This window comes from Streptomyces sp. NPDC104313, from assembly GCF_055583985.1.
Genome location: NZ_JBVJMW010000004.1, coordinates 687,121 through 711,452, shown reverse-complemented (window position 1 = coordinate 711,452; position 24,332 = coordinate 687,121). Strand labels below are relative to the sequence as shown.

Here is a 24,332-nt window from a genome sequence, read left to right as displayed (position 1 = left end):
TGACACCTTCGTCACTCCCAGCGGAACCAGCGCGCGGCGGCCGCGGACAGCACCAGCGTCCACAGGGCCAGCACGCCGAGGTGGATCCAGTCCGGCCAGTCGCCGGCAGTGGCCTGGTTCAGGGCCTGGGCGGCAGCGCCGAAGGGCAGCGCCTCCACGATGTCGGCCATCAGTTCGGGCATCTGCTGGATGGGCAGGTAGACACCGGCTGCGAGCATCGCGGGGAAGAACACCGAGATGCTGACCGCCTGGGCGATCTTCGTGGTGGGGGACAGTGCGGAGATCAGCGCGCCGAGCGCCAGGACGCACACCACCGCCAGCAGCAGGGTCAACAGGTAGCCCAGGACCTGGCTCGGCAGAGCGACGTCGGAGAAGACGCGTCCCACCGCCAGGGTGAGGACGGCGGAGATCAGCGAGGCGGCGGCGTGGAGTCCCACCTGGGCTCCGAGGACGGCGAGGGGGCGCACGGGGGTGGTGGACATCCGGCGCAGGATGCCGCGCTCACGGTAGCCGGTGATCACCGGGGGCATGGCCATCAGACCAGCCATGATCATCGAGAGGAGCACGGCGACGGGTACGTAGGCCTCGATGGTGGAGAGGCCGCCGATCTCCTCCTTGGGCTCCGTCATGGACGGGATGAAGCCGAGGATCAGCAGCAGCAGGGTGGGAAAGGCCATGACCCAGAACACCGAGCCGGGCTCACGGAAGAACAGGATCAGCTCGGCGCGCAGCACGGCCCGCCCGGGACGGGGCGAGGCGGTGGTGGAAGGTACCGGGGATGCGGTGGCGGCGCTCATGCGTCGGCTCCCGTCAGGTTGAGGAAGGCATCGTCGAGGGTGGAGTCGGTGACGCGCAACTGGTGGGCACTCACCCGGTTGCGGGCGAGCAGGCTGATCACCGCGTTGACGGTCTCGTCGGTACCGGCGAGGGTGACTCTTCCCTCACGATGTGTGACGGAGGCGAGGCCGGGCAGGGCGGCAAGGACGTCTTCCTCCAGCGGGCGGGAGGGGGTGAAGGAGATGACGGTGCCGCTCGCGGACTGCGCCACCAGACCGGACGGGGTGTCCAGTGCGGCGACCCGCCCCCGGTCGAAGATCGCGACCCGGTCGCACAGCCGCTGGGCCTCCTCCATGAAGTGCGTGACGAGGAGGATGGTGACGCCGCTCGCCCGGACGTCCTCGATCAGCGACCACACCTCGCGCCGCGCCGCGGGGTCCAGGCCTGTCGTCAGCTCGTCCAGGACGACGACACGGGGGTTGCCGACCAGGGCGAGCGCGATGGCCAGCCGCTGCTTCTGGCCGCCGGACAACTGCGCGAAGCGGGTGTTGAGCTTCTCCTCCAGGCCCAGGCGGGCGGCCAGGGTGCGCCAGTCGGCGGGGCGGGGGTAGCAGGCGGCGAACAGCTGGAGTGACTCGGAGACGGTGAGCTTGCCCTGGAGATCGCTCTCCTGCAGCTGCGCACCCACAATGAGGGTCGTCTTCGCCCGGTCGGCGACCGGGTCCAGCCCGCACACGCGGATCGTTCCGCTGTCCGGCACGCGCAGCCCGAGGATGGACTCGACGGTGGTGGTCTTGCCCGCGCCGTTGGGGCCGAGGACCCCGAAGATCTCGCCCTCCTCCACCGCGAGGGAGACGCCGTCCACGACGGGGCGCCCGCCGTAACTCTTGCGCAGGTCGCTCACTTCAATGAGAGTCATGTCTCCACCGTGCCCGACCGGTACGGACCGGCACATCGCCCATCACGCTCGCAGGGGGGTCAACCGATCGGTTGCCCCCCTTACACCCCCCTATCGCGGCCCCCTACAACCCTGACGTCGTCTCGGGGTTCCCTCCGCGTCGGCTGGGCTGTCCCCCGGCTGCTGGTCAGGGGGCAGGGGCGGTCCCGACGAACAGGCCACGCGGTGCGAGCGGGTGCTTGACGTACTCGACCTCGCAGCCCGCGCGGGCGAAGGCGCTCTCGTACTCCTCGCGGGTGAACAGCGTGGTGCGGTGCACGTCGGAGATGTGCGAGATACCGCTCTCCGCCGAGGCCACCAGATAGTGCACCTCCATATGGCTGACCCCGCCGTCCCTGACGGAGTGGGAGACGCGGACGTAGGTACGCCCGTCCGACTCGACGGTGTCGGTGCCCACATAGCCCTCCAGGAAGTCCTCGGGAAGCCAGAAGGGTTCGATGACGATGACGCCGCCCGGCAAGAGGTAGCGGGCGAAACTGGGGAGTGTCGCGGTGAGTTCATCGGTGTCGCCGCAGTACGCCACCCCGCTGAGGGGCGGCCCAGTCCCCAGACGGCGACACTGGAGGGCGGTAACCGCTCACCATGCTCCCTCCCCCCCGCACCGCACCGCCCAACAGGGGCACATGCGGGACGCGACTGGGCCCTTGCCGGCGCCGACCGGGCGGTCGTCCGCGATCGTTAGGGGTTGTCGGCGGCCGGTGACGCTGCGATCGTCTGGGACTGGGCCGATATTATGCGGCCGCGCGCCGGTGACGGCGCAGGCGGCGAACACCGAGGACGTTGCCCCACACCAGGGGGGACGACACCGGTCGGAAGGGACGACGAATACGATGGCGACGAGCAGTGACACCGGCGGCCTGTGGGTACGCCGCTTCCACCCCGCACCCCAGGCACCGGTCCGGCTGCTCTGTCTCCCGCACGCGGGAGGCTCCGCGAGCTACTTCCACCCGGTCTCCCAACGTCTCGCTCCGCACATCGAGACCCTGGCCGTGCAGTACCCGGGCAGGCAGGACCGCAGGAACGAACCGTGCCTGGAAACAGTGCAGGACCTGGCCGACCGAATCGTCGAGGTCCTCGGCCCGTGGCAGGACAAACCGCTCGCACTGTTCGGACACAGCCTGGGCGCCTCGGTCGCCTTCGAGGTGGCCCTGCGCATGGAAGCACAGGGCAGCCTGCCCGCCGCGCTCATCGCGTCCGGGCGGCGCGCACCGAGCGCACCCCGGGACGAACGGGTCCATCTACGCGACGACGAAGGCCTGCTGGAAGAAATCAGGCGCCTGGATGGTACCCAGTCCCAACTCCTCGAGGACGACGAGATCAAGCGCATGGTCATGCCCTCGATCCGCGCCGACTACAAAGCCGCTGAAACCTACCGCTACACGCCCGGCCCGCCCCTGTCGACACCCGTCTACGCCCTGACAGGAGACGCCGACCCCAAGGCCACCACCGACGAGGTCCGCACATGGGCCGACCACACCACCGGACCATTCGAGATGACCGTCTACCCGGGCGGCCACTTCTACCTCAACAACCACGCCCCCGCCGTGACCGACAGAATCGCCGCCTGGCTGGCACCCGCCACCACCGGACGCTATTGATCAGAAACACTTTGGATTCACTCGTCGGGGGTGCAGCGGACGTGCGGGGCTTCGAAGTAGCCGGTGACGAACTGGGGTTGACGTTGTCGTCGGTGGAAGAACCTGCGGCTCCCGGCAGCGGGTTCGGTCCGGTTCCCGGCCCGGTGGGTGTGGAGCAGGCCGCGTCGGAGGTCGGCGTCGACGAGCGCGTCCGGGTTCAGCTCCGGGTGAGTACGAGGGCGGCACATGCACCTCAGTCCTGTTCCTCGTGGCCGGCGAGCCAGGACCGGACGTCCTCGAACGGGGGTCTCCCCGTGCCACACCCGGACCGCTTCCGGACCCTGTTCGACGGCCCGCCCGTCCGGCCGCCGGAAGGCCAGTCCCCGGCGCCTGAGGTACCTGCCGGCCCCCGAACCGCCACCCCGCCGTCCACGGCCCAGGCCGACACCTTGAACAGAGCCTCAGCCCCCACCCGGCCCGGCACCCCACGAACGCCGACCCCGCCGGCAACCGCGCAGACCCCTGCTCTTCCGGCGACCAAGTCCGTGCGTCCCCCACCAGACCACTCACACACCATCAACCAGCCTGAACCTCTGCACGGTCCCGGTCTGGCGGGGGTCCCCGTGGGCGAGCGAACCGTGCCCGGGAACCGATTATCGGGCCGTCGTCGCCGTGCTGCCGGAGAAGGACCGGGAGCGGAGTCGACAGTGGTGGGCACGAGTCTTCCGATCCGCCCCGGCAGCACAGATAGCCGCCGGGCAGAGCGTGACATGGCGCGGCCGGGCCGGTGGCGGGAGGTACGAACGGGGTTTCTGGAAGAGTGAGCCGACGACGACCGCGAGTCGCGAGTCCGTCCACGCGCTCCACTGCACAGCCGACTACATCGAGCACGACCCGACAGGGAACAGGGGTCCGTGGGACTCGCGGAGGCACATGCTCGAACAGGTCGGTACTCCCCCGGCCACCGACCCTGTGAGAAGTGAGGACGAGCATGCCGCACACGACGACGCCCGACGGGGTCGGCATCGCCTATCAGGTCCAAGGCGAAGGGGCGGCTCCCCTGCTCCTGCTGGCGGGTCAGGCGAACACCCACCACTGGTGGGACTCGGTGCGCGACGACTTCCACGGCGCCCGCAGCACCATCACGTTCGACTACCGGGGTACCGGGGAGAGCGACAAGCCCGATCTGCCCTACAGCACCGAGCTGTTCGCCTTGGACGTGATCGCGGTGCTCGACGACCTCGGTGTCGAACGGGCCGATGTCTACGGGACGTCCATGGGCGGGCGCGTGGCCCAGCAGCTCGCGGCACGCCATCCGGAACGGGTACGCGCCCTGGTACTCGGGTGCACCTCACCCGGCGGCCCGCACGCCGTCGAACGCACCGACGATGTACGCAGGTCCCTGGTGCAGACCCAACCGGGTGCGGCGCGGCGGGCCCTGCTGGAGCTGATGTACACCCCGGCCTGGCCGGCGGCGAACCCCGGACCGTACCGGACGCTCGGCGACCCGGGAATGCCCGCCCACGCCCAACGGCGCCACCTGGCTGCCAGCAACCAGCACGACGCTTGGCAGCTCCTGCCGGGCATCGGCGCACCCACACTGGTCGTACACGGCTCCGATGACCTCCTCAACCCCGCCGCCAACGCTCCCCTGCTCGCGGACCGTATCCCCGGTGCCCGTCTACACATGATTCCCGGAGCGCGGCACGCCTATTTCGAGGAGTTCCGCGCCGATGCGAGTCCCCTCGTCCTGGACTTCCTCACCACGGTCCCGCGGCCGTAGGGACAGGCCTGGCGCGCGGTGGACGCGGACGTGATCTTCATGGGGTCTTCCGGCAGGCAGACGACGACGGTGTACGCGGCGACGTTCACCGCGATGGCCGGCCAGGTGAGGACAACGAGCCGCTCCCCGAGGACAGCGGGGCGACTATGGCGGCCGAGCCTTCCAGCCCGGGCAGACGGGTTCCGGCCATCCGGTACCGCCCTCTCCGGGGCGCCGAACCAGTCACCGTCCGTCTCATCCGGCGTGCCCACACCCCCACCCCACTCCGCCGCCCGCACCGCGATCGCCCTCGCGTCGGCCTCCACCCGAAGGGGACCGGCCCGCCCTCCGATCGCGCGAACGAACCGGTGCGAGGGGTTCCACCCGGGTCCGACGCCTGTTGCTCGGCAGGATCCTCTCCTACGAGCCGTGTCGCGCAACGGCCGGTGGCCGGTTCTCACCGCCTTGCCCGGTGTTCGGCGAGAGAGAGGTCAGGCGCCTTCCGCTCGCCCCCAGGATCCTTCCAGCAGACCTAGCTCGAGTGCCGTGACCACCGCGTGCGTACGGTCGCCGACGTCGAGTTTGGCGAAGACTCTCAGCAGATGCGTCTTCACGGTCGCCTCCGCGATGACCAGCCTGTGGCCGATCTCCACGTTGGACAGCCCGTCCGCCACCGCGCCCAGCACATCGAGTTCCCGTCTGGTCAGCGTCACCGGCGTCGGTCTCCGCATCCGTGCCACCAACCGCGCGGCGACACGCGGAGCCAGCACGGTCTCGCCCCGGGACGCGGAGTGGACGGCGTCCACCAACTGCTCGCGGGTGGCGTCCTTCAGCAGGTAGCCGATGGCGCCCGCCTCGACGGCGCGCTCGATCTCCGCGTCGGTCTCGTACGTGGTCAGGATCAGCACGCGGGTCCGTGCGGGCCCGGCGACGATCTCCGCGGTGGCGCTCGCCCCGTCGAGGACGGGCATCCGCAGATCCATCAGCACCACGTCGGGCTCCAGCCGTTCGACGAGAACGACGGCCGCCCGGCCGTCCTCGGCCTCGCCGACGATCTCGATGGTGGGTTCGTCCGCCAGCAGGGCGACGACCCCCGCGCGCATCACCGTGTGGTCGTCCGCCACCAGGATCCGGAGCTTCTTCTCCACTGTCGGCCCGTCTGTCATCTCAGCTCTGCCCGTCGGTGGGAATCACGGCCAGGACACGTGTACCGTCACCGACCGAACTGGTCACGGTGAGCTCGCCGCCGAGCTCGGCCAGGCGCTGGCGCATTCCGCGCAGCCCGAAGCCGTGGGAGTCCTCCGTCACGAAGCCTGCGCCGTCGTCGGTGATCTCCAGCTCGATCCCGTACGGCTGCGCGGTGAGGACCACCTCCACGGTGGAGGCCGCCGCGTGCTTCCGGATGTTGGCGAGGGACTCCTGGGTGCAGCGCAGGAGAGCGATGCGGGTCTGCTGGTCACAGGTGACGTCCGGCAGTTCGGAGGTGACGTCGGTCCCGGTGTCCTCGGTGAACCGCAGCAGGGTCCGTCGCAGGGTGTCCGACACCGAGCCGGCAGCGACACCGCTCTCCGGGGCCGAGCCGACAAGGACGCGCGCCTCGGCGAGGTTCTCGCGCGCGGTGTTCTCGATCGCGAGCAGGTGTCTACCGCTCCTGCCCGGGTCGGTCTCCAGACCGGATCTGGCCGCCTCCGCGAGCACGATGATGGACGCGAATCCCTGGGCGAGCGTGTCGTGGATCTCCCGCGCGAGACGTTCGCGCTCGTCCGCCGCTCCCTGGCGGTGGTGTGCCTCGATCAGCCGGAGCCGCGCTTCCTCCAGTTCGGCGCTCAGCCGACGGGCCCGCTCGTCGGCGTCCTCGCTGACGTGACGCACTCCCAGCCCGATGAGCACGCCTGCCGCGTACCCGATGAGCGTGAAGATCACGTTGCCGGTGAAGAACTCCCCGTCCCAGCCCTGTCGTACGACGTTGCCGGCCACGACGCCCACCGCGGCGAGACCGCTCAGGGCGATCGCGGAACGCGCGCCCGTGGTGTAGATCCAGAAGTGCGGAAGTGTCACCACGAAGAGCGCCGCGCTGCCGTCGAGCAGGTACGACATGGCTCCGAGGCCCACGACGATCACGTACAGGTAGGAGCGGGGGCGCAGGGCGGGATTGCCGGGGAACAGCCCCACCGCGCCGTACGACAGGGCGAGCACGGCCAGCAGCCCCAGCACCGGGTAGCGCGTCGAACCGGGTGCGTCGGCGACGGCGAGGGCCGGCGGAACCATGCCCAGCAGCACCCAGAAGACCGCGTTCCACCGGTGCAGCGACGGTACGGTCAACACGGTTTCGGGCTGCGGCCGTTGATTCACCGCGTCAGCCTACTTCCGCCAGGGACCCGGCGGCGGGTTTCTCCGCCCGCCCGACCCGGCCGGGGTGCCGGGCCGGCCTCCAGGCACGCTCACCGAGGAGCAACAGCACCGACGGCAGCACCATGAGCCGGATGACCACGGCGTCCAGGAGTACGGCCACGGCCAGGCAGAACCCCATCTGCTTCATCTCGGTGAGGTGCAGGGCCACGAACGCGCCGAACACGGTCACCATCACGATCGCCGCGCTGGTCACCACCTTGGCCGACCGGTTGATGCCCTCCAGCACCGCCTCACGGGCGGACATGCCGTTCTGCCTGGCTTCCTGGATCCGGCTGACCACGAACACCTGGTAGTCCATCGACAGGCCGAAGAGGATCACCACGAGGAACAGCGGAACCCTGGAAGCGATCGCCCCGAGGGAGTCGAAGGCCAGCAGTCCCTCCGCCCACGTCCCTTGGAAGACCAGGACCAGTATGCCGAGCGAGGCGCCGGCGGAGAGCAGGTTCAGTACGACGCCGATCGCGCCGATCACCGCCGAGCGGAAAGCCCACACGGTCATCAGGAAGGTCGTCAGCAGCAGGAAGCCGAGGACCAGTGGCAGCTTGGCGCTCTCGTGACTCACGTAGTCGCGGCCCCGGGCGACATCGCCGCTCACCGCCGTCTCCACGCCGGACAGTTGGCCCACGGTCGCGGGGATGTGGTCCTGGCGGAGGCGGGTGAGCGACTCGATCGCCTCGGCGGAGGGCGCGGGATGGGGGACCGAGAGTTCCAGCACGTTGATCCGGCCGTCGGCCGATGTACGGACCGTCACCTCGGGCGTATCCGATATATCCGATGTATCTGGCGTCTCGGGTGTCTCCGGGTTCTTCGGGGTCGTAGGGTTCGTCGGCCCCTTCGTGTCCTTCGGGTTCTTCGGGGCCTGTGTGAACAGGGGGTCCGCCTGTGCCCGTCGGCCGAGATCCTCCAGGGCCCGCTTCACCTGTGCCGCCTGCTCCGGCGTGGAGCGGGTGACGACCTCGTGCGTGACGAAGAGTTCGGGGAAGCTCTCGGTCAGCCGGTCATACACCCGCATGGCCGGAATATCGCGGGAGAAGGTGTCCTTGCCCGGGTCGATCAGTTTCAGGCCGAGCGCGGGCACGGCCAGACCGAGCATGACGAGGACCGACAGGCACAGGGTCAGGGCGGGGCGGGTCCGGGCCGGGCGCAGAAGAGCGGCGAACACCCGTCCCGTCTCCGGCTTCTCGGCCCGGGCCGGCTTGCCGCGCGCGGCCCGGCGGGCGGCCCGGCGGGGAGCGAGGCGGTCGGCGCGGCGGCCGATGACGACCAGCAGCGCGGGGAGCACAGTGAGCGAACTGGCCACGGCGACGGCCACGACGAGGATGGTCCCGGTCGCCAGTGAGGAGAAGATGACGTCCGTGGCCAGATACAGAGTGGCCGTGGAGACGATCACGGCGAGACCCGAGACCACGATGGCACGGCCCGCTGTCGCCGCCGCCAGCTCCACCAGAGCTTCCGGGCCGAGCCGTCCGCCCGCCCGCGCCCGTTCCTCCCGTTCGCGCTTCAGGTAGAAGAGCGTGTAGTCGACACCGACCGCCAGACCGATGAGCAGGATGAGGTTCATCCCGACCCCTGCGTCCGGTATGACGTGCGAAGCGACCATGGACAGCCCGATCGCCGCGGCGATCGAGGAGAGCGCCAGCAGCAACGGCACACCCGCCATGATCACCGAGCCGAACACGATCAGCAGGGTGATGACGGTGACGGGCAGGCTGATGCGTTCGGAGAGCGCGAGATCCTCACCACGCTGGTCGTTGACTCCCTTGCTGATGGCTGGGGATCCGGTCTCCTCCACCACCAGGTCCGGGTGGTCGGCACCCACCGCCGCCGTCTGCTCCAGGAGCGGTACGACGTTCCTCTTCCCCTCCAGCTCGGGGCCGTTCAGGACCACCGAGACCAGCAGGACCTCGCCGTCCTTCGAGCGGACGGGAGCGGCCACGCTCTCCACCTCGGGCAGGTCCCGCATCCGCGTGGTCACGTCCCGGGCCGCCGCGCCTGCCGCCGCCATGTCCAGCTCCCCCGACCTGGCCCGGATCATGATCCGCTCGGTGGGGGAACGTTCCAGGCCGCCCTCGGTCGCCGTCGCCTCGGCGCGTCCCGCCTCGCCGACCCAGAAGTCCTTGGTGGTGGCCTCGTTGGTGCCCAGCGCGATGCCGGCCACGAGGCACAGGACGACGAACGCGAACCAGCCGGCGATCGCCCGCCCGGCGTGCCGGGCGCTCCATCGGGCCATACGTACAGGTAGTTGTCTCATGCCCGAGATCCTGGCCGGAGGGGTGCGGTGCCCGACACGTCCTGCCGACTGAACCTGTTGTCCACCGACCGGTGGACACGGGGGGCGCTCCGGGTGCCGGGTCAGACGGTCGTGTTTCCCTCCGGCTGTGCGAGTAGGGACCCAAGGCGGCGCATCACGTCGGCCCGGGCGGGGTTGCGGAGGCCGGTGATCGCTCTGCCGATGGTCTGCGCGGCTTGGTCCGGGCCGTGTGGGGCGTCCGAGGAGAGGTCGTCCAGTCCGGGGTGCTTCACGCGCAGTGCGCGGAAGGGCAGTTCGGCGGGGTCGTCCGCCTCGGCGAACCGGAGTGGCAGATCGGTCGCGGCGGTCCCACTCGGCAGTGTCGCGACCTCGACGCGGTCCTGTTGGAGACGTTCGATGGTGGCGGCCGGTTCAGCGTCGAGGCCTGCAGTGCGTCCCAGGGTAGTCGTGGTCGCGTAGCGCGGAGATCTGGTTCGGGTCGACGCCCAGGGCGGCAGCACTCCGGCGCCCCGGGCTCCACACGAGAAACGGCAGGACAGCACGTGCTTTCTCAAGTGAAAGCAGAAGGTCCGACCAGCATGGCAAGGTGCTTGTGGCAGCGGTTCTCCCGAGTCCCCTCTCGCGCCGAAGCGCCCTGGCCCACGGGCCCGTTCGAGCCGCCCCGACGTGCCAGCACCCGCCTCATCGCGCGCTGATGGCACCGCGAAGGGTCCAGCGGATCAGGTCATCGACGCCGTGGCGTGCGACGAGCCCGTCGCCGGTCGCATGGAGGCCGGTGTAGACGATGCTCCACACCATGCGCTGGAGCCACTGGGCCGGGACGGTGGAGTCGAGCTCGCCGTCCCGTTGCCCTCGCTGGATCTCCGCGACAAGGATCTCGTCGACCGCACCCGCGATCGAGGCGTCGGCGGGGGAGGGGTCCTCCCCCGCCGAGGCGAACAGGAACAGCACACGGTCGCCGACGTGGACCATGGCGCTGACGATCCGGTCGATCACTTCCCGTACTGGGCCGGAGCCGGGAGCGGCCTCCACGATCGCCGCGTGGAGGGCGACCCAGGAGTCACTGGTGAGCGCCGACTGGAGGTGTTCACGGTCGGGGAAGTAGCGGTGGACGGTCGCCCGGCCGACCCCGGCCGCCGCGGCGACGCACCCCAGGCTCGCGGCGGGATCCTGCGCCCACTCACCGGCCGCCGCGTCGAGGATGGCTCGGCGCGTGCGCTGCTTCTGTGGTGACAACTCCATTGCCAGATCATAAAGCACAGTGCCATTATGAGACTATGAAGTCTCATTTTGATAGTTCATTGCCTCTTACCGTGGTGACCGGTGCGACCGGTGTGCTCGGGCGGCGTGTCGTCGATGGGCTGCTGAGCAGCGGCCGGCCGGTGCGTGCCGTGTCCCGGCGGCCCCTGCGGAGTGGTCTGCCTCCTGCCGTGGAGGTGGTGGCCGGCGATGTCCACGAGCCGTCGACCCTCGGCACCGCCTTCGAGACGGCCAGGGCACTGGTGCTCATCGCGGTGCCCGACACGGCCGTCGAGGTCATCGCGTGCGCGCGGGCGGCGGGGATCGAGCACATCGTGGTCGTATCGTCCGCCGCCGTGACCGCGGGCCACGACACCACCTACAACCTGCCCGTCGAGCGCGCGGTGCGGGCGTCCGGGCTCGACTGGTCGATCGTCCGGCCCGGCGAGTTCGCCACCAACGCCCTGCTGATCTGGGGGCCGTCCATCCGCTCCGGCCGACGGGTGGTCGAGCCGTTCCCCGACCAGACCGGCAACCCGATCCACGAGCAGGACATCGCCGACGTCATCGTCGCCGATCTGCTCGATCCCGACCGCCGCGGACGCATCGACACGATCGTCGGCCCCGATACGCTCACCAAGCGCGACCAGGTCGCCTCCATCGCCGCGGCCGTCGGAGAGGACATCGCCCTCGACGAGGTGACGCCCGAACAGGCGCTCAGCTTCTACCGCGAACAGGGCGGATTCGCCGCCGACAACGCCGACTGGCTGTACGGCCTCACCAGTTACGACGGGGTGGAGGGCGTCGCCGACGAACCCCGCGAGGCGAACCCCGATTCCGAGGACCTCTACCTCACCCTCGCCGAGGTCCTCGGCCGGCCGGGGCGCTCCTACGCGCAGTGGGCCCACGACCACGCCTGCGACTTCACCGGAACGGTCGAGTGAGCCGACCCGATGTCCGGCGGCGGCCACCGACGCGGTGACGGTGAACGCGACCGCTCCGGTCGCGAGCGGCGGCTGATCCAGGAAGCCCTCGGGGGGATCAGCCCGTCACGCCGCGTCAGTCTTCGGGGAGCCAGCCCCGCTCGCGCAGCGCCGCGACGAAGCGGCCGTGGGCATCGTCCAGGGCGGGGCGTTCCTCCGAAACCGGCTCGACGAGGGCGCCGCCGCGCACCATGGCCGCCGCGCTCGCCGCGAGGTCCTCGTGAAGCGTGCCGGTCGCGGCGAGCAGTGCGGCGCCGAAGGCCGTCTCCGGGCGCTCGACGACCCGGATCGGGCGGTCCAGGACGGTGGCCCGGATCGTCGTCCACACGGCGCTGCGGCTGCCCCCGCCGGCCGCGTGCAGGGGGCCGAGCACCGGAACGCCCAGACGCTCGACCCGGTCCAGGGCCAGGCGTTCGACGAACGCGACTCCTTCGAGTGCGGCCCGGTGGGCGTCCGCCTCGTCGCGTGGGCGGCCCAGCTCGAATCCGCGCGCCGCGCCGGAGACGAAGGGGAAGCGTTCGCCGTCGCGGCGCAGCGGGTAGCGCACGTACGAAGCGGGGCCCCGGGCCGCCGCGGCGGCGTCCAGCGCCGACAGGCGGGCCGGGTCGACGTCGGCCAGGCACTCCCCTCCGGTGTTGGACGCCCCGCCGGGGAGCCACCAGCCGTCGGGATGCCGATGGCTGTAGACCGATCCCGTCGCATCGCGGACCAGGTCGGCGGAGACCCCCTTGAGAACGTACGTGGTGCCGAGCACGCCCACGAAGCGGCCCGGCTCGACCGCCCCCGTGGCGATCTGGCCCGCGCAGCCGTCCGTCATCCCGAGGCGTACGGAGCACCCTTCGGGCAGGCCCGTGAGCTCGGCAGCCTCCGGGCCGACGACTCCGGCCTCCGTGGCGGGGGCGCGCACCGAGGGAAGCAGCGCGAGTGGGAAGTCGAAGGCGTCGAAGACCTCGTGCGCCCACTCCGAAGCACGTGCGTCGTAGCCGGACTTGAGCGCGTGGCTCCAGTCCGTGGCGACGGGACGGCCCGTCAGCTCGCGCCCGACGACGTCAGGTGTGTGCAGGACGTGGCGCAGGCCTGAGCCGTACGTCCGCAGGCACCAGACGGCTCGGCCCAGCGCCGCGGTGGGCCCCACGGACAGGCCGAGCGCGTCCCACCGGGCGCTGCCGGCCAGCTGGGCCTCGGCGTTGATGTCGACGGCCCGCCGGTCGTCGTACATCAGGGCCGGGCCGAGCGGGACGCCGCCGGCGCCGGTGGGCACGATGGTTCCGGAGGTGGCGGACACGGCCACCGCGATCACCTCGCGGCCGCCCCGGGGCAGCGCGCCCGTGGTGCGGCGCAGCGCTGACCGTACGGCGGGCCACCATGACCGGGCGTCCTGCTCGCTCGTCCCCGCGGTGGTCCGTACGGGGGGCGGCAGTTCGCCCCGAGCCTCGGCGAGTACGCGCCCCTGCCCGTCCACGCACACCACGCGGACGGACGCGGTCGCCACGTCGACGCCGATCACGGCCGGGGAGTGGGGAGTGGCGCGACGGGATGCACTGCTCATGGCGGAAAGCGTCCTTCCCCGACGGGACGGGCCTCAGGTGTCCACCGATCGGGTGGGCGGTCCATCTCGGTGGCTGCCTGTGTGTGAAATTAACATGCGTTCCATCATGACGGGAGGATCAGCCTCCTGGCGCGAGGAACAGCCTTCCGGAGGGAGGTGCGGCTTCAGGGTGCGACGGCCGCCACCGTCACCCGGGTCCGTTCGCGGAGCTTGCCGAGCAGTTCGGTGTCCGCCCCGTCGTCCACGACGAGATGGTCCAGGTCGCCGATGGGCCCCACCCGGTGCAGCGCGGTCCGGGCGAGCTTGGTGTGGTCCATGAGCATCACCTTCGTCGCCGCCGACGTGAGCATCGCCCGTTTCACCAGCACCACGTCCTGCTCCTGGTGGTAGGCCGTCCTGGCGTCGAGGGCCGAGGTGGACACCGCGACGAGGTCGACGGAGAGCGCCTCGACCGCCTCGACGCAGGGCATGCCCAGGAAGGAGTCATGGGTGCGCGAGTACTCGCCGCCCAGGGCGATCAGGCGGATGCCCTCGCACCCGGTGAAGACGTCGAGCACCCGCCGGGCGTTGGTGACCACGGTGAGGGGGGCGAGGTCGACCAGCAGGCCGGCCATGACCAGGACCGTGGTGGAATCGTCGAGCATCACCGACATTCCGGGCTCCACCAGCGCGGCGGCGGCGCGCGCGACGGCGTTCTTCTCCGCCGTATTGACGCCGAGCCGGTAGTCGAGGCTCGACTCGAACACCGTGGACGGCAGGGCGGACGCGCCGCCGCGGAAGCGTCGCAGCACCCCTTGCCGCGCGAGGTCGTCGAGGTCGCGGTGGACGGTCATCAGGCTCACGCCCGCGAGCTGGGCGAGGGCGGCGCCCGTGGCCGTGCCCTGCTCCACGACATGGTCGGCGATGAGCCGTCGCCGCTCTTCGGCGGATCTCTTGGTCATGGGGGTCAGTGTCCCGCAGGGCCCGGGCCGGGCGCGGGGGCGGGGGGCGCGACGGTGGGTACGTTGAGCGAGCGCAGCGCCGTCCTGGTGCCACGGATCTCGATCTCCGTGACGGCCCCGTTGTCCAGTCGCGGGAAGATCCGGCGGTAGTGCCCGAGGGGCAGTCCGAGCAGTTCGCACAGGGCGATGCGCAGCAGGGTGTTGTGAGCGACGACGAGCACCTTTCCCCCTTGGTGGCGGTGTGCGAGGTCGCGCAGGGAGCCGGTCGCCCGCGCCGCGGCCAGGACGACGGGTTCGGAGCCGGGGAAGGCGCCGGATTCGGCGTCCTCGCGGAACCGTCGTACGGCTTCGGGGTCCTCCTCGGCCATCTCCTCGATGGTCCTGCCCTCGCCCCATCCGAAGTCCACTTCCCGCAGCCCCTCCTGGACGTCCACCGCCAGGCCCAGCGCCGCCGCCGCGGGGCCCGCCGTCCTGCGGGCCCGGCCGAGCGGGGAGCAGGCAACCGCGTTCACGCCGTTGCGGGCGGCCCAGGATCCGAGGTCGGCTCCCTGGGCCACGCCTCTGGCTGTCAGGGCGACGTCGGTGACACCGGCGTACCGGTTCTCCGCGTGCCACTCGGTCTCGCCGTGGCGTACCAACAGGAGACGAGAGGTCATGGAGAGGGCCCTTCGAGGTCGAGGCGAGGTCGAGGCGCATCCGGTGCCGCTAGCGAGGCGGCTGCCGAAGCCGCCGCCCGTACGCGCGGGGCGCATTGCTGGTTCACGTGAGCGCTGTTAAATTTAACAGAAATTCCACAGCCCGGAGTCGGCCCGTCGCGGCCCGGCTCACGGTCCGACCTGCTCGCCACGTAACCCCACCGGCTCTCCTCGCAGAAGGAATCCGACGTCATGCGCATCCTCGCCGCAGGCGACCACTTCGTCCGTCCCTCGTTGATTCGCGCGGCAGTGAGCCAGGAGCTGGCCCGCACGGGCCGGGAGCTCCCGGAGTTCGCGGAGCTGACCCTCCCCTGGCCCCACGAACCCTTCGGTCCGGTCGCGGAGGTCCGGGAGGCGAGCGGTACGGAGGACGAGCTCGTCGAGGCGCTGGCCGGGGCCTCGGTCTGCGTGACGCAGATGGCCCCGTTCACCGAGCGGGTGTTCGCCGCGTCGCCCGCGTTGCGTCTCGTCGCCGTCTCCCGGGGAGGGCCGGTCAATGTGGACGTGGCCGCGGCCACCCGACACGGAGTCAGGGTCAGCTTCGCCCCCGGGCGCAACGCTCCGGCCGCCGCGGAATTCGCCGTGGGGCTGATGCTCGCCGCGATGCGCCGCATCACCACCGCGGACGCGGAGCTCAGGCGGGGCGTCTGGCGGGGCGATCTGTACGCGTACGAGGAGAGCGGCGGCGAGCTCGGCGGTGCCACGGTCGGGCTCGTGGGCTACGGCGCCATCGGCCGCATCGTGGCACGTGTGATGCGCGCCTTCGGGGCCCATGTGCTCGCGGCCGACCCGTACGCCGACCGTGCGGCGGTCGAGGCGGACGGGGTCGAACCGGTCGAGCTGGACGCCCTCCTGAGCCGGAGTTCGGTGGTGAGCCTGCATGCCCGCCTGACGGAGGAGACCCACCACCTGATCAACGCCCGCCGCCTCGGGCTGCTGCCGCGCGGCGCGGTCCTGGTGAATTCCGCCCGTGGTGGCCTGCTCGACCACGCACCGCTGCCGGAGCTGCTGCGCGCCGGCGCTCTCGGGGCGCTCGCCCTCGACGTGTACGACGTCGAGCCGGTCCCCGCCGACTGGGCTCTGCGCGACGTACCGAACGTGATCACCACGCCCCATCTCGCGGGCGCGACCCGGCAGACGGCGCACCGGGCGGCGGCCATCACCGCCGCCGAGGTCGGCCGCTTCCTGCGCGGGGAGGAGCTGTCCCACCTCGCGAACCATGACGTCCCTGCGGCCGGTCGGCTCTGACGGCCGCCGCCGTCGCAGTGACCCGTCGCCCGGGAACCCATCGGCTCGCATCGGCTCGTACAGGAGGCACCAGGGGTGAGCACCATCATCGGTGTGGACATCGGGACATCGGTCACCAAAGCGGTGGCATTCGACGGGACCGGCAGCGCACTGGCCTCAGCGAGCCGGCGCTCGCATCCGGACATGCTGCCGGGCGGGCGGGTCGAGCAGGACCTCGACGACGTCGTGGCCGGTGTCGGCGACGTCGTGCGCGAGGTAGCCGCCGCGGTCGGCGGGCGGCCGGACGCCGTGGCGCTCACCGGACAGGGGGACGGTCTGTGGCTGCGGGACTCCGAGGGCCGCCCGGTGCGGCCCGCCATCTCGTGGATGGACGCCCGGGCCTCGGCCCTGGTGACCCGCTGGATGACGGACGGCACGATCGGCACCGCTTACGCGCACACGGGCTCCGGAATGTTCCCCGGGTGCCACGGCCCGCTGCTGAACTGGCTCCAGGAACACGAGCCGGACTCGCTGGACCGGGCCGCCGTCGCGGGGTACTGCGTCGACGCGGTCGCCCAGCGCCTCACCGGCCGGGTGTGCCTCGACGCGTCCGATGCGACGCTGCCGTTCCTCGACCCCCGTACCCGCCGCTACGCGCCCCAGGCCCTGGCAGCCTGCGGCGTCGGGGAACGGGCGGCTCTCCTGCCTCTTCCCGCCGCTCCGGGAACGGTGCTCGCACTGGACGGTCGCGGCGCCGGACTCCTGAGGCTGCCCGAGGGGCTGCCGGTCGTGGCGGGGCCGTACGACCTGCCTGCCTGTGCGATCGGGAGCGGGGTGCGCGAGGTGGGTGACGGCGTGCTCATCCTCGGTACGACCCTCGCGAGCCAGGTGCTGACCGACCGTGTCGATCTCGACCCGCTCGCCGAACCGGCCGGCATGTGGCTGTGCACGCCCACCCCCGGCCGGTGGCTGCGCGCCATGCCCGCCATGGTGGGAACGGCGGCGCTGGAGTGGGTGCTCGCCCTCGTCGGCGCGACCACGGCGGATGTGGACGCGCTGCTGACCGACAGCCCGCCCGGAGCCCGGGGCGTCCACGCCTTCCCCTTCCTGTCCGAAGCGGGCGAACGGGCCCCGTTCGTCGAGCCGTCGGCCCAGGGCAGACTGGACGGGCTCAGCCTGGGGACGGGCCGGGAGGACGCTGTGAGGGCCGTCTGCGAGGCCATTGGCTACGCGGCCCGGCACTGCCTGGACACGGCGGGACTGAGCGGCACCCTCGCCCTGTGCGGCGGCGGCACCCGGTCGGTGATGTGGGCGCGGCTGATCGCCGACGTCCTCGGCCGGCCCGTCCGCGTTCCGCTGGAGGAGCAGGTCGGGGCGCTCGGTGTGGTGTCCGTCGCCAGGGCCTCCCTGTCCCCCGGGTACGAGGCGCCGCCGGGACGCCACCAGGTCGTCGATCCGCGTGAGGACGTACGGGCGCTGTACGAGGACGGATACGAGCGGTACCGGGCGGAGTTGGCCACGGCCCGGACCGAGTGGGGGGCTCGCGCGCGGTTACGTGGACGTCTCTGAACGGGCGGGTCCCTGTTATTTATGACATGCCCATTGACACTAATAACACGTGCGCTGTTAATTTGACGCGAAGGAGGGCTCTCCGCCTGAAGACCAGGAGATTCCAGTGAAGCAACGCTCTGGCAGATCGTTCGCCGCTGCCCTGTCCGTGATGGCGGTGATCGTCTCCGTCGCCGCTTGTACGGCGAAAGCGCCGAACAGTGCGGACGGCAGGTCACCGAAGGACGCGAAGATCGCGTTCCTGATGCCCGATATCGCCTCCACCCGGTACGAGCTGTACGACGCCCCCCTCTTCAAGGGCAAGGTGAAGGATCTCTGCGGTGGTTGCGAGGTCCTCTACCAGAACGCGGGCGGCGATGCGGTGAAGCAACAGCAGCAGGCCGACTCCGCTCTCGCGCAGGGCGCCGACGTCATCGTGATCGATCCGGTGGACTCCGCCGCGGCGGCCGGCACCGTCCGTACGGCACAGGGACGAGGGGTCCCCGTCATCGCGTACGACCGGCCGATCCCGGCGGTCGAGGCCGACTACTACGTCTCCTTCGACAACGAGAAGATCGGCTCCATGATCGGCACGTCCCTGGTGGAGCACCTCAAGGCCACTTCGGCCGAGGGCGGTCTCCTCCAGGTCAACGGATCGCCGACCGACGCGGCGGCCGGCCTGATCAAGAAGGGCATACACAGCGCGGTCGACTCCAGCGGATTCGATCTCCTCGCCGAGTACGACACCCCTGCCTGGGAACCGGGGAAGGCGCAGAGCTGGGTCAGCGGTCAGATCAGCAAGTTCCCGGGAAGGATCGCCGGAGTGGTGGCCGCCAACGACGGCACGGGCGGCGGCTCCATCGCCGCGTTCAAAGCGGCCGGGGCGACCGTGCCACCGGTGACCGGAAACGACGCCGAACTCGCCGCCGCCCAGCGGATCGTCAAGGGCGACCAGTACAACACCATCTCCAAGCCCATCAGGACCGTCGCGGAAGCCGCCGCCACCGCGGCGTACGCCTTCGCCCAGGGAAAGAAGCCCCGGGGCGACACCACGCTCTTCGGCACCCCCTCGGAACTCTTCACCCCCACCGTGGTCACCCGGGAGAACATCGCGGAGGTTCTGGTGGGCGACGGAAAGCCGCTCAAGACCGCTGAGGTGTGCACGGCGACGTACGCCGCCGGCTGTGCCGAGCTGGGCCTCACGTAGTCCAGCGGCCCGCCCGTGGTGCCCACGGCCGTCCGGTGGCCCTGGCGGATCGCCTCCCCGCCCCGCCGGGGCCACCACTCTCCCGCCCGCCCGCTCGCCTCGGAAGGTCGGTCCATGTCCGCTGACTCCTTGCCCTCCCCTCAAGAGGCGTCGGGTGGCTCGCTGCTCTCGCTGCGCGGAATCAGCAAATCCTTCGGCGCCGTCGCCGCACTCACCGATGTCGACCTCGACGTCGCCGCGGGGCAGGTCGTCGCTCTGGTCGGCGACAACGGCGCGGGGAAGTCCACCTTGGTCAAGGTCCTCTCCGGGGTGTACCGGCCGGACGCCGGAACCGTCGGTCTCGGCGCCGGGACGGTGACGATCCCCTCCCCGGCCACCGCGCAACGGCTCGGCATCGCGACCGTGTTCCAGGACCTCGCCCTGTGCGAGAACCTGAACGTGGTGGAAAACCTCTTCCTGGGACGCGAGATGCGTGGGCTGCGCCTGGACGAGGTGGGTATGGAGGTCCGCTCCCTCGCTCTGCTCGGGGAGTTGTCGGCGAAGATCCCCTCGGTACGCGTCCCGGTCGCGGCCCTGTCCGGCGGCCAGCGGCAGACGGTGGCCATCGCGCGGACCCTCCTGGGTGACCCGGAGGTGATCATCCTGGACGAGCCGACGGCCGCCCTGGGCGTGGCGCAGACGGCGGAAGTCCTCAACCTGATCGAGCGCCTGAGGGAGCGGGGCCTGGGCGTCATCATGGTCAGCCACAGCATCGCCGACGTGCGGGCCGTCGCCGACACCGTGGCCGTCCTGCGGCTCGGCCGCAACAACGGCGTCTTCGACGCGGCCGGGACGACGGCGTCGGAGCTGGTGGCGGCCATCACCGGAGCCACCGACAACGTGGTCAGCCGCCGAGCCGGCCGCGACCGGGCCACAGGCGACCGAACGGAAGCGGCGCACAAGGGGGAAGCAACATGACGGAACCGGCCGCTGTCACGGGCCCGGAGCGCTCCCCGGGCGGCCTCCTCAAGCCGACGCCCCGGCCCACCGGTGCGCGCGACCGCCTGCGGGCGCTGTCCGTTCGGCTGCGCGGCGGCGACCTCGGCCTGCTGCCCGTCCTCGCCGGGCTGGTCGTGATCTGGGTCGTGATGCAGATCCTCAACCCCATCTTCCTGTCGAGCGCGAACCTCACGAACCTCGCCCTCGAGAGCGTGCCGGTCGGCATCATCGCCCTGGGAGTCGTCTGTGTCCTGCTCGTCGGCCAGATCGATCTGTCGGTCGGCTCGATCAGCGGCCTCGGCGCTGCCGTACTGGCGGTCCTCTTCGTGGACCGAGGGCTGCCGGCCTGGCTCGCCGTCGCCGTCTCGCTGGCCCTGGCGGGTCTGATCGGCTGGTTCTACGCCCAGGTCCACAACCGGATCGGGGTGCCCAGCTTCGTCATCACCCTCGGCGGGCTCCTCGGTTTCCTCGGAGTGCAGCTGTGGATACTCGGGCCCCAAGGCTCGATCAATCTGCCCTTCGAGTCGGGCCTGGTGACCTTCGCCCAACTCCATTTCCTGCCCCCATGGTTGGCGTACACGCTGGTCGTCGCGGGCGCGGCGGTGCTGTATGCGACCGGTGCCGCCCGTGCGTCGGAGCGCCGTCGGGCAGGGCTCACCGCCGCCTCCCGGCGTCTGCTCGCCGGACGGAGTCTGGCGCTGCTGGCCGGCCTCGGCGCGGCGGTCCGGTATCTCAACCAGGACCGAGGGGTGGGCTGGATGTTCGTGTTCTTCCTCGCCCTGGTGCTTGCGCTGCACTACGTCCTGTCCCGCACCTCGTTCGGCAAGTCGATGTACGCGGTCGGAGGCAACATGGAGGCCGCCCGGCGTGCGGGGGTGAACGTGAAGGCCGTCCTCACCACCGCGTTCGTGCTGTGTGCGACGCTCGCGTGCGTCGGCGGCATCCTCTCCGCCTCGCGGCTCGCGGCGGCCAACCAGAGCAGCGGCGGCGGTGACGTCAACCTCAACGCCATCGCGGCCGCCGTCATCGGCGGCACCAGTCTGTTCGGTGGCCGGGGCAACGCGTTCGCCGCTCTGCTCGGTGTTCTGGTGATCCAGTCCATCTCCAGTGGGCTCACCCTGCTGAATCTCGACTCCGCGTACCGCTTCATGGTGACCGGCGGGGTACTGCTGCTGGCGGTGTCGTTGGATGCCGTGGCCCGGCGTTCGCGGGTCTCCCACGGCAGGGCCTGAGGTACCCGCACGTGTCCGGTGGCTCCGTGGTCTCCACCGTCCATCTCCGGGAGGTCGTGCGGGAGAAGGTACGAGCGGCCGCTCGTCCAGGGCCACACACTGCGGACCGGACGCGCGGTGCCGCACCGCTGGACGGGGGCGGTGCGCAACCCCTTCACGGTGCTGGGACGCCCTCGATGAGGTCGCGGAGCTGGGAGCGGGCTGTGATGCCCAGCTTGGGGAAGCTGCGGTAGAGGTGCGAGCCGACCGTGCGCGGGGAGAGGAAGAGCTTCTCGCCGATCTCGCGGTTGGTCAGTCCCCGGGCGGCGAGGTTGATGATCTGCCGCTGCTGCGGCGAGAGTTCGGCGAGCGCGCCGGGGGCCGTGTCCATGACACCGAGGCCGGCGGCGCGCGATTCGGCCCGGGCCCGTTCGATCCACGGGCGGGCTCCGAGGCGTACGAAGATCTCCAGGGCTTCGGTGAGCGGTGCCCGTGCCTCCGCGATGCGCCGACGGCGGCGCAGCCACTCGGCGAGGTCGAGCAGGGTCTGCGCGCGTTCGAAGGGCCAGTACGCCAGGGCCGGGTCGGCCAGGGCCGCCCGGAAGTGCTGCTCGGCGTCCTCGGGGTCGGCCAGCAGGCCGCGGGCGCGGTCGATCAGCGCGCGCAGACGGGGGGAGGCGTTGTCCGCGAGGGTGCGTGCGGAGCGTTCGACGATCGCGGCCGCTTCCTCGCGCCGCCCGCAGCGCACGGCGGTGGCGGCCAGATCCGCGAGGGCCGGGTAGGAGGCGTGGTAGTGCACGGGTGCGCCGTCGTCCGTGAAGGCCATGCGGAGTTGGTCGTACGCGGTCGCGTACGCGCCCTCCGCGGCGGCGGCGGCCCCGAGCGCACGGCGGGCGTAGACGGAGACCGAACGGCTCTCCAGCGGGTCGATCAGGGCGAGCGCGTCGCCGGCCCGGACGCGGGCCGCGGTGGTGTTCCCCTGCTGGGCGAGCACGGTGGCGTCCACGGCTGCGGCGCAGGCCACGGCGTGGTCGAGGCCCGCCGCCAGGCCGACGGCGGTGGTGCGGGCGGAGGCCTCACGTGCCTGGTCCCACCTCCCCCGTTCCGTATAGGCCCAGGCGACCGCGCCCCCGAGCCCCGCGGGCAGGGATCCCTGCGCCTCCCAGTGGTCGAAGGCCTCGTCGAAGCAGCGGACGGCGAGCGGGGTCTCGTCCAGGAGCCACGCCATGATCCCGAGGGTGATGAGCCGCTCCGGCACGGCGTTCGCCCCGGCGACCGAGCGCGGGAGCAGGGAGAGCAGTTCGGCCCGGTCGGTGCGGGGGTCCGACACGGCCTTCACCCAGCTACGCAGGTCCCCGGAGGTGGAGTCCTCGGCGAGGCGGCCCAGCAGGTCCTGGATGCGGTGGCGCTGGGTCTCCTCCCCGGAGTAGAAGCGGACCACGGCGGCCCCGGCCAGCAGGTCCAGCGCGGCCGCGGGCCGGGTGTCCGCCAGTTCCCGGGCGGCCCCGGTCAGCCGGGCGAAGACGACGGTGTGGCGCACGGTCAGCACCGCGAGCCGGCCGGCCTGCACGGCGGCGGACGCGAGCAGCGACGCGTCGTCCGTGCGGGCCCGTGCCGAGGCGGCCAGTTCCTCGACCCGGGCCAGGTCCCCGGTGAAGACGGCCGCTCCGGCGGCCTCGACGAACAGCCGGGCACTGTCCTCGCGGCGTGGTGCGAGTTCCGCCGCACGCTGGAGGGCCTCGGCCGCCGCCGCGTGGCCGCCACGACGGCGGGCCCGGTCGGCGGTCCGCTCCAACTCGGCCGACACCGCCGCGTCCGGCCCCGAGCAGGCGGCGGCCAGATGCCAGGCGCGTCGGTCCGGTTCGTGCCGCAACAGCTCGGCGAGCGCGAGGTGGGCCTCGCGCCGGGCGCTCGTGGACGCGGCGTGGTAGACGGCGGACCGGACCAGTGGGTGGCAGAACCGGAGAGCCCGGCCGGTCCGGCGGACCAGTCCGGCCTGTTCGACGGGCCACCAGGAGTCGTCCTCGGCGTCCGGCAGCCCCGCCGGGAAAGCGATCGCGGCGTCGGTGCCGTCCATGGCGGCCAGGAGGAGCAGGGCCCGCACGGTGGCGGCGGGGAGGCCGTTCAGCCGGGCGGCGAAGACCCGCTCCAGGTGGTCGGTGAGTGGCAGCGGACCTGCTGAGGCCGGGTTCGCGGCCGTGTCCGGGGCAAAGACCGCCCTGGCCAGCTCCACGAGGGCCAGTGGGTTGCCGCCCGCCTGGTCGAGGATGCGCGTCCGGGTGTGGCCGGTAGGGCTCTTCGGCTGCTGGTCCAGCAGCCGGTTCGCCTCGGCGGCGTCGAGCGGCCCCAGGGTGAGCGTCGGCAGCCGCCGGTCGAATCCCGCGAGGCGGTCGCCGCCATGGGCGCCGATCAGCATCGTGACCGGTTCGTCCTGAAGCCGTCGGGCGGCGAAGGACAGGGCGTCCAGGGAACCGCGGTCGAACCACTGGGCGTCATCCAGCACCACGAGCACCGGCTGCGCCTCGCCCAGGGCCGAGAGCAGGCTCAGCAGGGCGAGCCCGATCAGCATGGGACCGGGTGCGGTCGGCTGACCGGCTGTGCCGGGTTCGGTGCCGGGTTCGGTGCCGAAGACGGTGTGCAGGGCCGCCCGCTGCTTCTCCGGCAGCCCGTCGATCTCCGCCGTCACCGGCCGCAGCAATTGATGCAGGGCGGAGAACGCCAGGCTCGATTCCGACGCGCTGCCCTCGGCGCGCAGGACACGGGCGCCGCCGGCTTCGGCCCGCTGCGCCGTACGGTCCAGCAGGGCGCTCCTGCCCATGCCCGTGTCCCCGACCAGCAGCACCACCGGGTCGGGCGACGCCGGATGCACCGCGCGAAGGAGGCGTGCCAGCTCCGCGCTCCGGCCGACGAACGGCTCGCCCCGGCCCCGCTCCGGTGCCGCGGCCGCGCCGAGGCCGCCTGTGTGCTCGTCCACGGGGTCTCCAGGAGTGAGGGTTCGCGAAGGAAGGCCGTCGTCC

General features: G+C 71.6%; 21 protein-coding genes. 8 read left to right on the top strand and 13 right to left on the bottom strand.

The genetic code is table 11. From position 1 onward, the window contains the following. Positions 1-11: 11 nt before the first annotated feature. From ACZ60Q_RS13520 to ACZ60Q_RS13510, 3 genes are all read right to left on the bottom strand, one after another. The gene (locus ACZ60Q_RS13520) at positions 12-797 is read right to left on the bottom strand and encodes an ABC transporter permease (RefSeq protein ID WP_469632698.1); all 786 of its coding nucleotides are present in this window, start codon (positions 795-797) and stop codon (positions 12-14) included. Beyond that, entirely contained in the window at positions 794-1,696 is a 903-nt protein-coding gene (locus tag ACZ60Q_RS13515) for an ABC transporter ATP-binding protein (RefSeq protein WP_469632696.1), read from the bottom strand. Before ACZ60Q_RS13515 ends, ACZ60Q_RS13520 begins: the two co-directional genes overlap by 4 nt. A 166-nt stretch (positions 1,697-1,862) precedes the next feature. Next, on the bottom strand, positions 1,863-2,258 hold the full coding sequence (locus ACZ60Q_RS13510; RefSeq protein ID WP_469632693.1) for a hypothetical protein: 396 nt from the start codon (positions 2,256-2,258) through the stop codon (positions 1,863-1,865). 307 nt (positions 2,259-2,565) lie between these two features. On the opposite strand from ACZ60Q_RS13510, the gene ACZ60Q_RS13505 reads away from it, so the two are divergent. Further along, a complete protein-coding gene (locus tag ACZ60Q_RS13505) occupies positions 2,566-3,333 on the top strand; it encodes a thioesterase II family protein (RefSeq protein ID WP_469632690.1) in 768 nt (255 codons plus the stop codon). 17 nt (positions 3,334-3,350) lie between these two features. On the opposite strand, the gene ACZ60Q_RS13500 is transcribed toward ACZ60Q_RS13505, so the two are convergent. Then, positions 3,351-3,560: a hypothetical protein gene (locus ACZ60Q_RS13500; RefSeq protein WP_469632687.1), complete on the bottom strand. Its 210-nt coding sequence runs from the start codon at positions 3,558-3,560 to the stop codon at positions 3,351-3,353. A 743-nt stretch (positions 3,561-4,303) separates the two neighbouring features. Here ACZ60Q_RS13500 and ACZ60Q_RS13495 point away from each other — a divergent pair. Next, positions 4,304-5,095, top strand: coding sequence for an alpha/beta fold hydrolase (locus ACZ60Q_RS13495; RefSeq protein WP_469632788.1), 792 nt, complete (start codon positions 4,304-4,306; stop codon positions 5,093-5,095). Between the two features lie 470 nt (positions 5,096-5,565). Here the strand turns inward: ACZ60Q_RS13495 and ACZ60Q_RS13490 are convergent, their stop codons facing one another. From ACZ60Q_RS13490 to ACZ60Q_RS13470, 5 genes are all read right to left on the bottom strand, one after another. Further along, positions 5,566-6,240 (bottom strand): response regulator, encoded by a 675-nt coding sequence (locus ACZ60Q_RS13490; RefSeq protein WP_469632686.1) that lies wholly within the window; start codon positions 6,238-6,240, stop codon positions 5,566-5,568. Position 6,241: 1 nt separating this feature from the next. After that, positions 6,242-7,426 carry a sensor histidine kinase gene (locus ACZ60Q_RS13485; protein WP_469632683.1) on the bottom strand — a complete coding sequence of 395 codons (1,185 nt, stop codon included), beginning with the start codon at positions 7,424-7,426 and terminating at the stop codon, positions 6,242-6,244. Positions 7,427-7,430: 4 nt separating this feature from the next. Beyond that, entirely contained in the window at positions 7,431-9,737 is a 2,307-nt protein-coding gene (locus tag ACZ60Q_RS13480) for an MMPL family transporter (RefSeq protein WP_469632680.1), read from the bottom strand. A gap of 101 nt (positions 9,738-9,838) precedes the next feature. After that, positions 9,839-10,237: a hypothetical protein gene (locus tag ACZ60Q_RS13475; RefSeq protein ID WP_469632678.1), complete on the bottom strand. Its 399-nt coding sequence runs from the start codon at positions 10,235-10,237 to the stop codon at positions 9,839-9,841. 181 nt (positions 10,238-10,418) lie between these two features. Continuing rightward, on the bottom strand, positions 10,419-10,979 hold the full coding sequence (locus ACZ60Q_RS13470) for a TetR/AcrR family transcriptional regulator (protein WP_469632676.1): 561 nt from the start codon (positions 10,977-10,979) through the stop codon (positions 10,419-10,421). Positions 10,980-11,014: 35 nt separating this feature from the next. Here ACZ60Q_RS13470 and ACZ60Q_RS13465 point away from each other — a divergent pair, with 35 nt between their 5' ends. Next, positions 11,015-11,920 (top strand): SDR family oxidoreductase, encoded by a 906-nt coding sequence (locus ACZ60Q_RS13465; RefSeq protein ID WP_469632674.1) that lies wholly within the window; start codon positions 11,015-11,017, stop codon positions 11,918-11,920. A 115-nt stretch (positions 11,921-12,035) separates the two neighbouring features. On the opposite strand, the gene ACZ60Q_RS13460 is transcribed toward ACZ60Q_RS13465, so the two are convergent. From ACZ60Q_RS13460 to ACZ60Q_RS13450, 3 genes are all read right to left on the bottom strand, one after another. Further along, positions 12,036-13,508: an FGGY-family carbohydrate kinase gene (locus ACZ60Q_RS13460; RefSeq protein ID WP_469632671.1), complete on the bottom strand. Its 1,473-nt coding sequence runs from the start codon at positions 13,506-13,508 to the stop codon at positions 12,036-12,038. A gap of 164 nt (positions 13,509-13,672) precedes the next feature. Further along, positions 13,673-14,449 carry a DeoR/GlpR family DNA-binding transcription regulator gene (locus ACZ60Q_RS13455; protein ID WP_469632668.1) on the bottom strand — a complete coding sequence of 259 codons (777 nt, stop codon included), beginning with the start codon at positions 14,447-14,449 and terminating at the stop codon, positions 13,673-13,675. 5 nt (positions 14,450-14,454) lie between these two features. Then, the gene (locus ACZ60Q_RS13450) at positions 14,455-15,105 is read right to left on the bottom strand and encodes a histidine phosphatase family protein (protein ID WP_469632666.1); all 651 of its coding nucleotides are present in this window, start codon (positions 15,103-15,105) and stop codon (positions 14,455-14,457) included. A 231-nt stretch (positions 15,106-15,336) separates the two neighbouring features. Here ACZ60Q_RS13450 and ACZ60Q_RS13445 point away from each other — a divergent pair, with 231 nt between their 5' ends. The 5 genes from ACZ60Q_RS13445 (at position 15,337) to ACZ60Q_RS13425 (ending at position 21,336) form a co-directional block, all read left to right on the top strand. Then, complete coding sequence (locus tag ACZ60Q_RS13445) at positions 15,337-16,392, top strand: 2-hydroxyacid dehydrogenase (protein ID WP_469632663.1); 1,056 nt, start codon at positions 15,337-15,339, stop codon at positions 16,390-16,392. Positions 16,393-16,467: 75 nt separating this feature from the next. Beyond that, positions 16,468-17,940, top strand: a complete 1,473-nt coding sequence (locus ACZ60Q_RS13440) for an FGGY family carbohydrate kinase (RefSeq protein ID WP_469632660.1) — start codon at positions 16,468-16,470, stop codon at positions 17,938-17,940. A 106-nt stretch (positions 17,941-18,046) separates the two neighbouring features. Beyond that, positions 18,047-19,126 (top strand): substrate-binding domain-containing protein, encoded by a 1,080-nt coding sequence (locus tag ACZ60Q_RS13435; RefSeq protein WP_469632658.1) that lies wholly within the window; start codon positions 18,047-18,049, stop codon positions 19,124-19,126. A 114-nt stretch (positions 19,127-19,240) separates the two neighbouring features. Beyond that, the gene (locus ACZ60Q_RS13430; RefSeq protein ID WP_469632655.1) at positions 19,241-20,083 is read left to right on the top strand and encodes an ATP-binding cassette domain-containing protein; all 843 of its coding nucleotides are present in this window, start codon (positions 19,241-19,243) and stop codon (positions 20,081-20,083) included. Next, complete coding sequence (locus ACZ60Q_RS13425; protein ID WP_469632652.1) at positions 20,080-21,336, top strand: sugar ABC transporter permease; 1,257 nt, start codon at positions 20,080-20,082, stop codon at positions 21,334-21,336. The genes ACZ60Q_RS13430 and ACZ60Q_RS13425 overlap by 4 nt, the downstream gene beginning before the upstream one ends. Positions 21,337-21,490: 154 nt before the next feature. Here the strand turns inward: ACZ60Q_RS13425 and ACZ60Q_RS13420 are convergent, their stop codons facing one another. Beyond that, positions 21,491-24,289 carry a helix-turn-helix transcriptional regulator gene (locus ACZ60Q_RS13420; RefSeq protein ID WP_469632650.1) on the bottom strand — a complete coding sequence of 933 codons (2,799 nt, stop codon included), beginning with the start codon at positions 24,287-24,289 and terminating at the stop codon, positions 21,491-21,493. Between the last annotated feature and the right edge of the window lie 43 nt (positions 24,290-24,332).

Excerpts from the sequence above, each read along its gene's own strand:
- ACZ60Q_RS13430 (WP_469632655.1), top strand. The coding sequence starts at position 19,241 with ATGTCCGCTGACTCCTTGCCCTCCCCTCAAGAGGCGTCGGGTGGCTCG.
- ACZ60Q_RS13465 (WP_469632674.1), top strand. The coding sequence starts at position 11,015 with ATGAAGTCTCATTTTGATAGTTCATTGCCTCTTACCGTGGTGACCGGT.
- ACZ60Q_RS13495 (WP_469632788.1), top strand. The coding sequence starts at position 4,304 with ATGCCGCACACGACGACGCCCGACGGGGTCGGCATCGCCTATCAGGTC.
- ACZ60Q_RS13455 (WP_469632668.1), bottom strand. The coding sequence starts at position 14,449 with ATGACCAAGAGATCCGCCGAAGAGCGGCGACGGCTCATCGCCGACCAT.
- ACZ60Q_RS13470 (WP_469632676.1), bottom strand. The coding sequence starts at position 10,979 with ATGGAGTTGTCACCACAGAAGCAGCGCACGCGCCGAGCCATCCTCGAC.
- ACZ60Q_RS13445 (WP_469632663.1), top strand. The coding sequence starts at position 15,337 with ATGCGCATCCTCGCCGCAGGCGACCACTTCGTCCGTCCCTCGTTGATT.
- ACZ60Q_RS13425 (WP_469632652.1), top strand. The coding sequence starts at position 20,080 with ATGACGGAACCGGCCGCTGTCACGGGCCCGGAGCGCTCCCCGGGCGGC.
- ACZ60Q_RS13515 (WP_469632696.1), bottom strand. The coding sequence starts at position 1,696 with ATGACTCTCATTGAAGTGAGCGACCTGCGCAAGAGTTACGGCGGGCGC.
- ACZ60Q_RS13520 (WP_469632698.1), bottom strand. The coding sequence starts at position 797 with ATGAGCGCCGCCACCGCATCCCCGGTACCTTCCACCACCGCCTCGCCC.
- ACZ60Q_RS13490 (WP_469632686.1), bottom strand. The coding sequence starts at position 6,240 with ATGACAGACGGGCCGACAGTGGAGAAGAAGCTCCGGATCCTGGTGGCG.
- ACZ60Q_RS13450 (WP_469632666.1), bottom strand. The coding sequence starts at position 15,105 with ATGACCTCTCGTCTCCTGTTGGTACGCCACGGCGAGACCGAGTGGCAC.
- ACZ60Q_RS13480 (WP_469632680.1), bottom strand. The coding sequence starts at position 9,737 with ATGAGACAACTACCTGTACGTATGGCCCGATGGAGCGCCCGGCACGCC.
- ACZ60Q_RS13500 (WP_469632687.1), bottom strand. The coding sequence starts at position 3,560 with ATGTGCCGCCCTCGTACTCACCCGGAGCTGAACCCGGACGCGCTCGTC.
- ACZ60Q_RS13460 (WP_469632671.1), bottom strand. The coding sequence starts at position 13,508 with ATGAGCAGTGCATCCCGTCGCGCCACTCCCCACTCCCCGGCCGTGATC.
- ACZ60Q_RS13505 (WP_469632690.1), top strand. The coding sequence starts at position 2,566 with ATGGCGACGAGCAGTGACACCGGCGGCCTGTGGGTACGCCGCTTCCAC.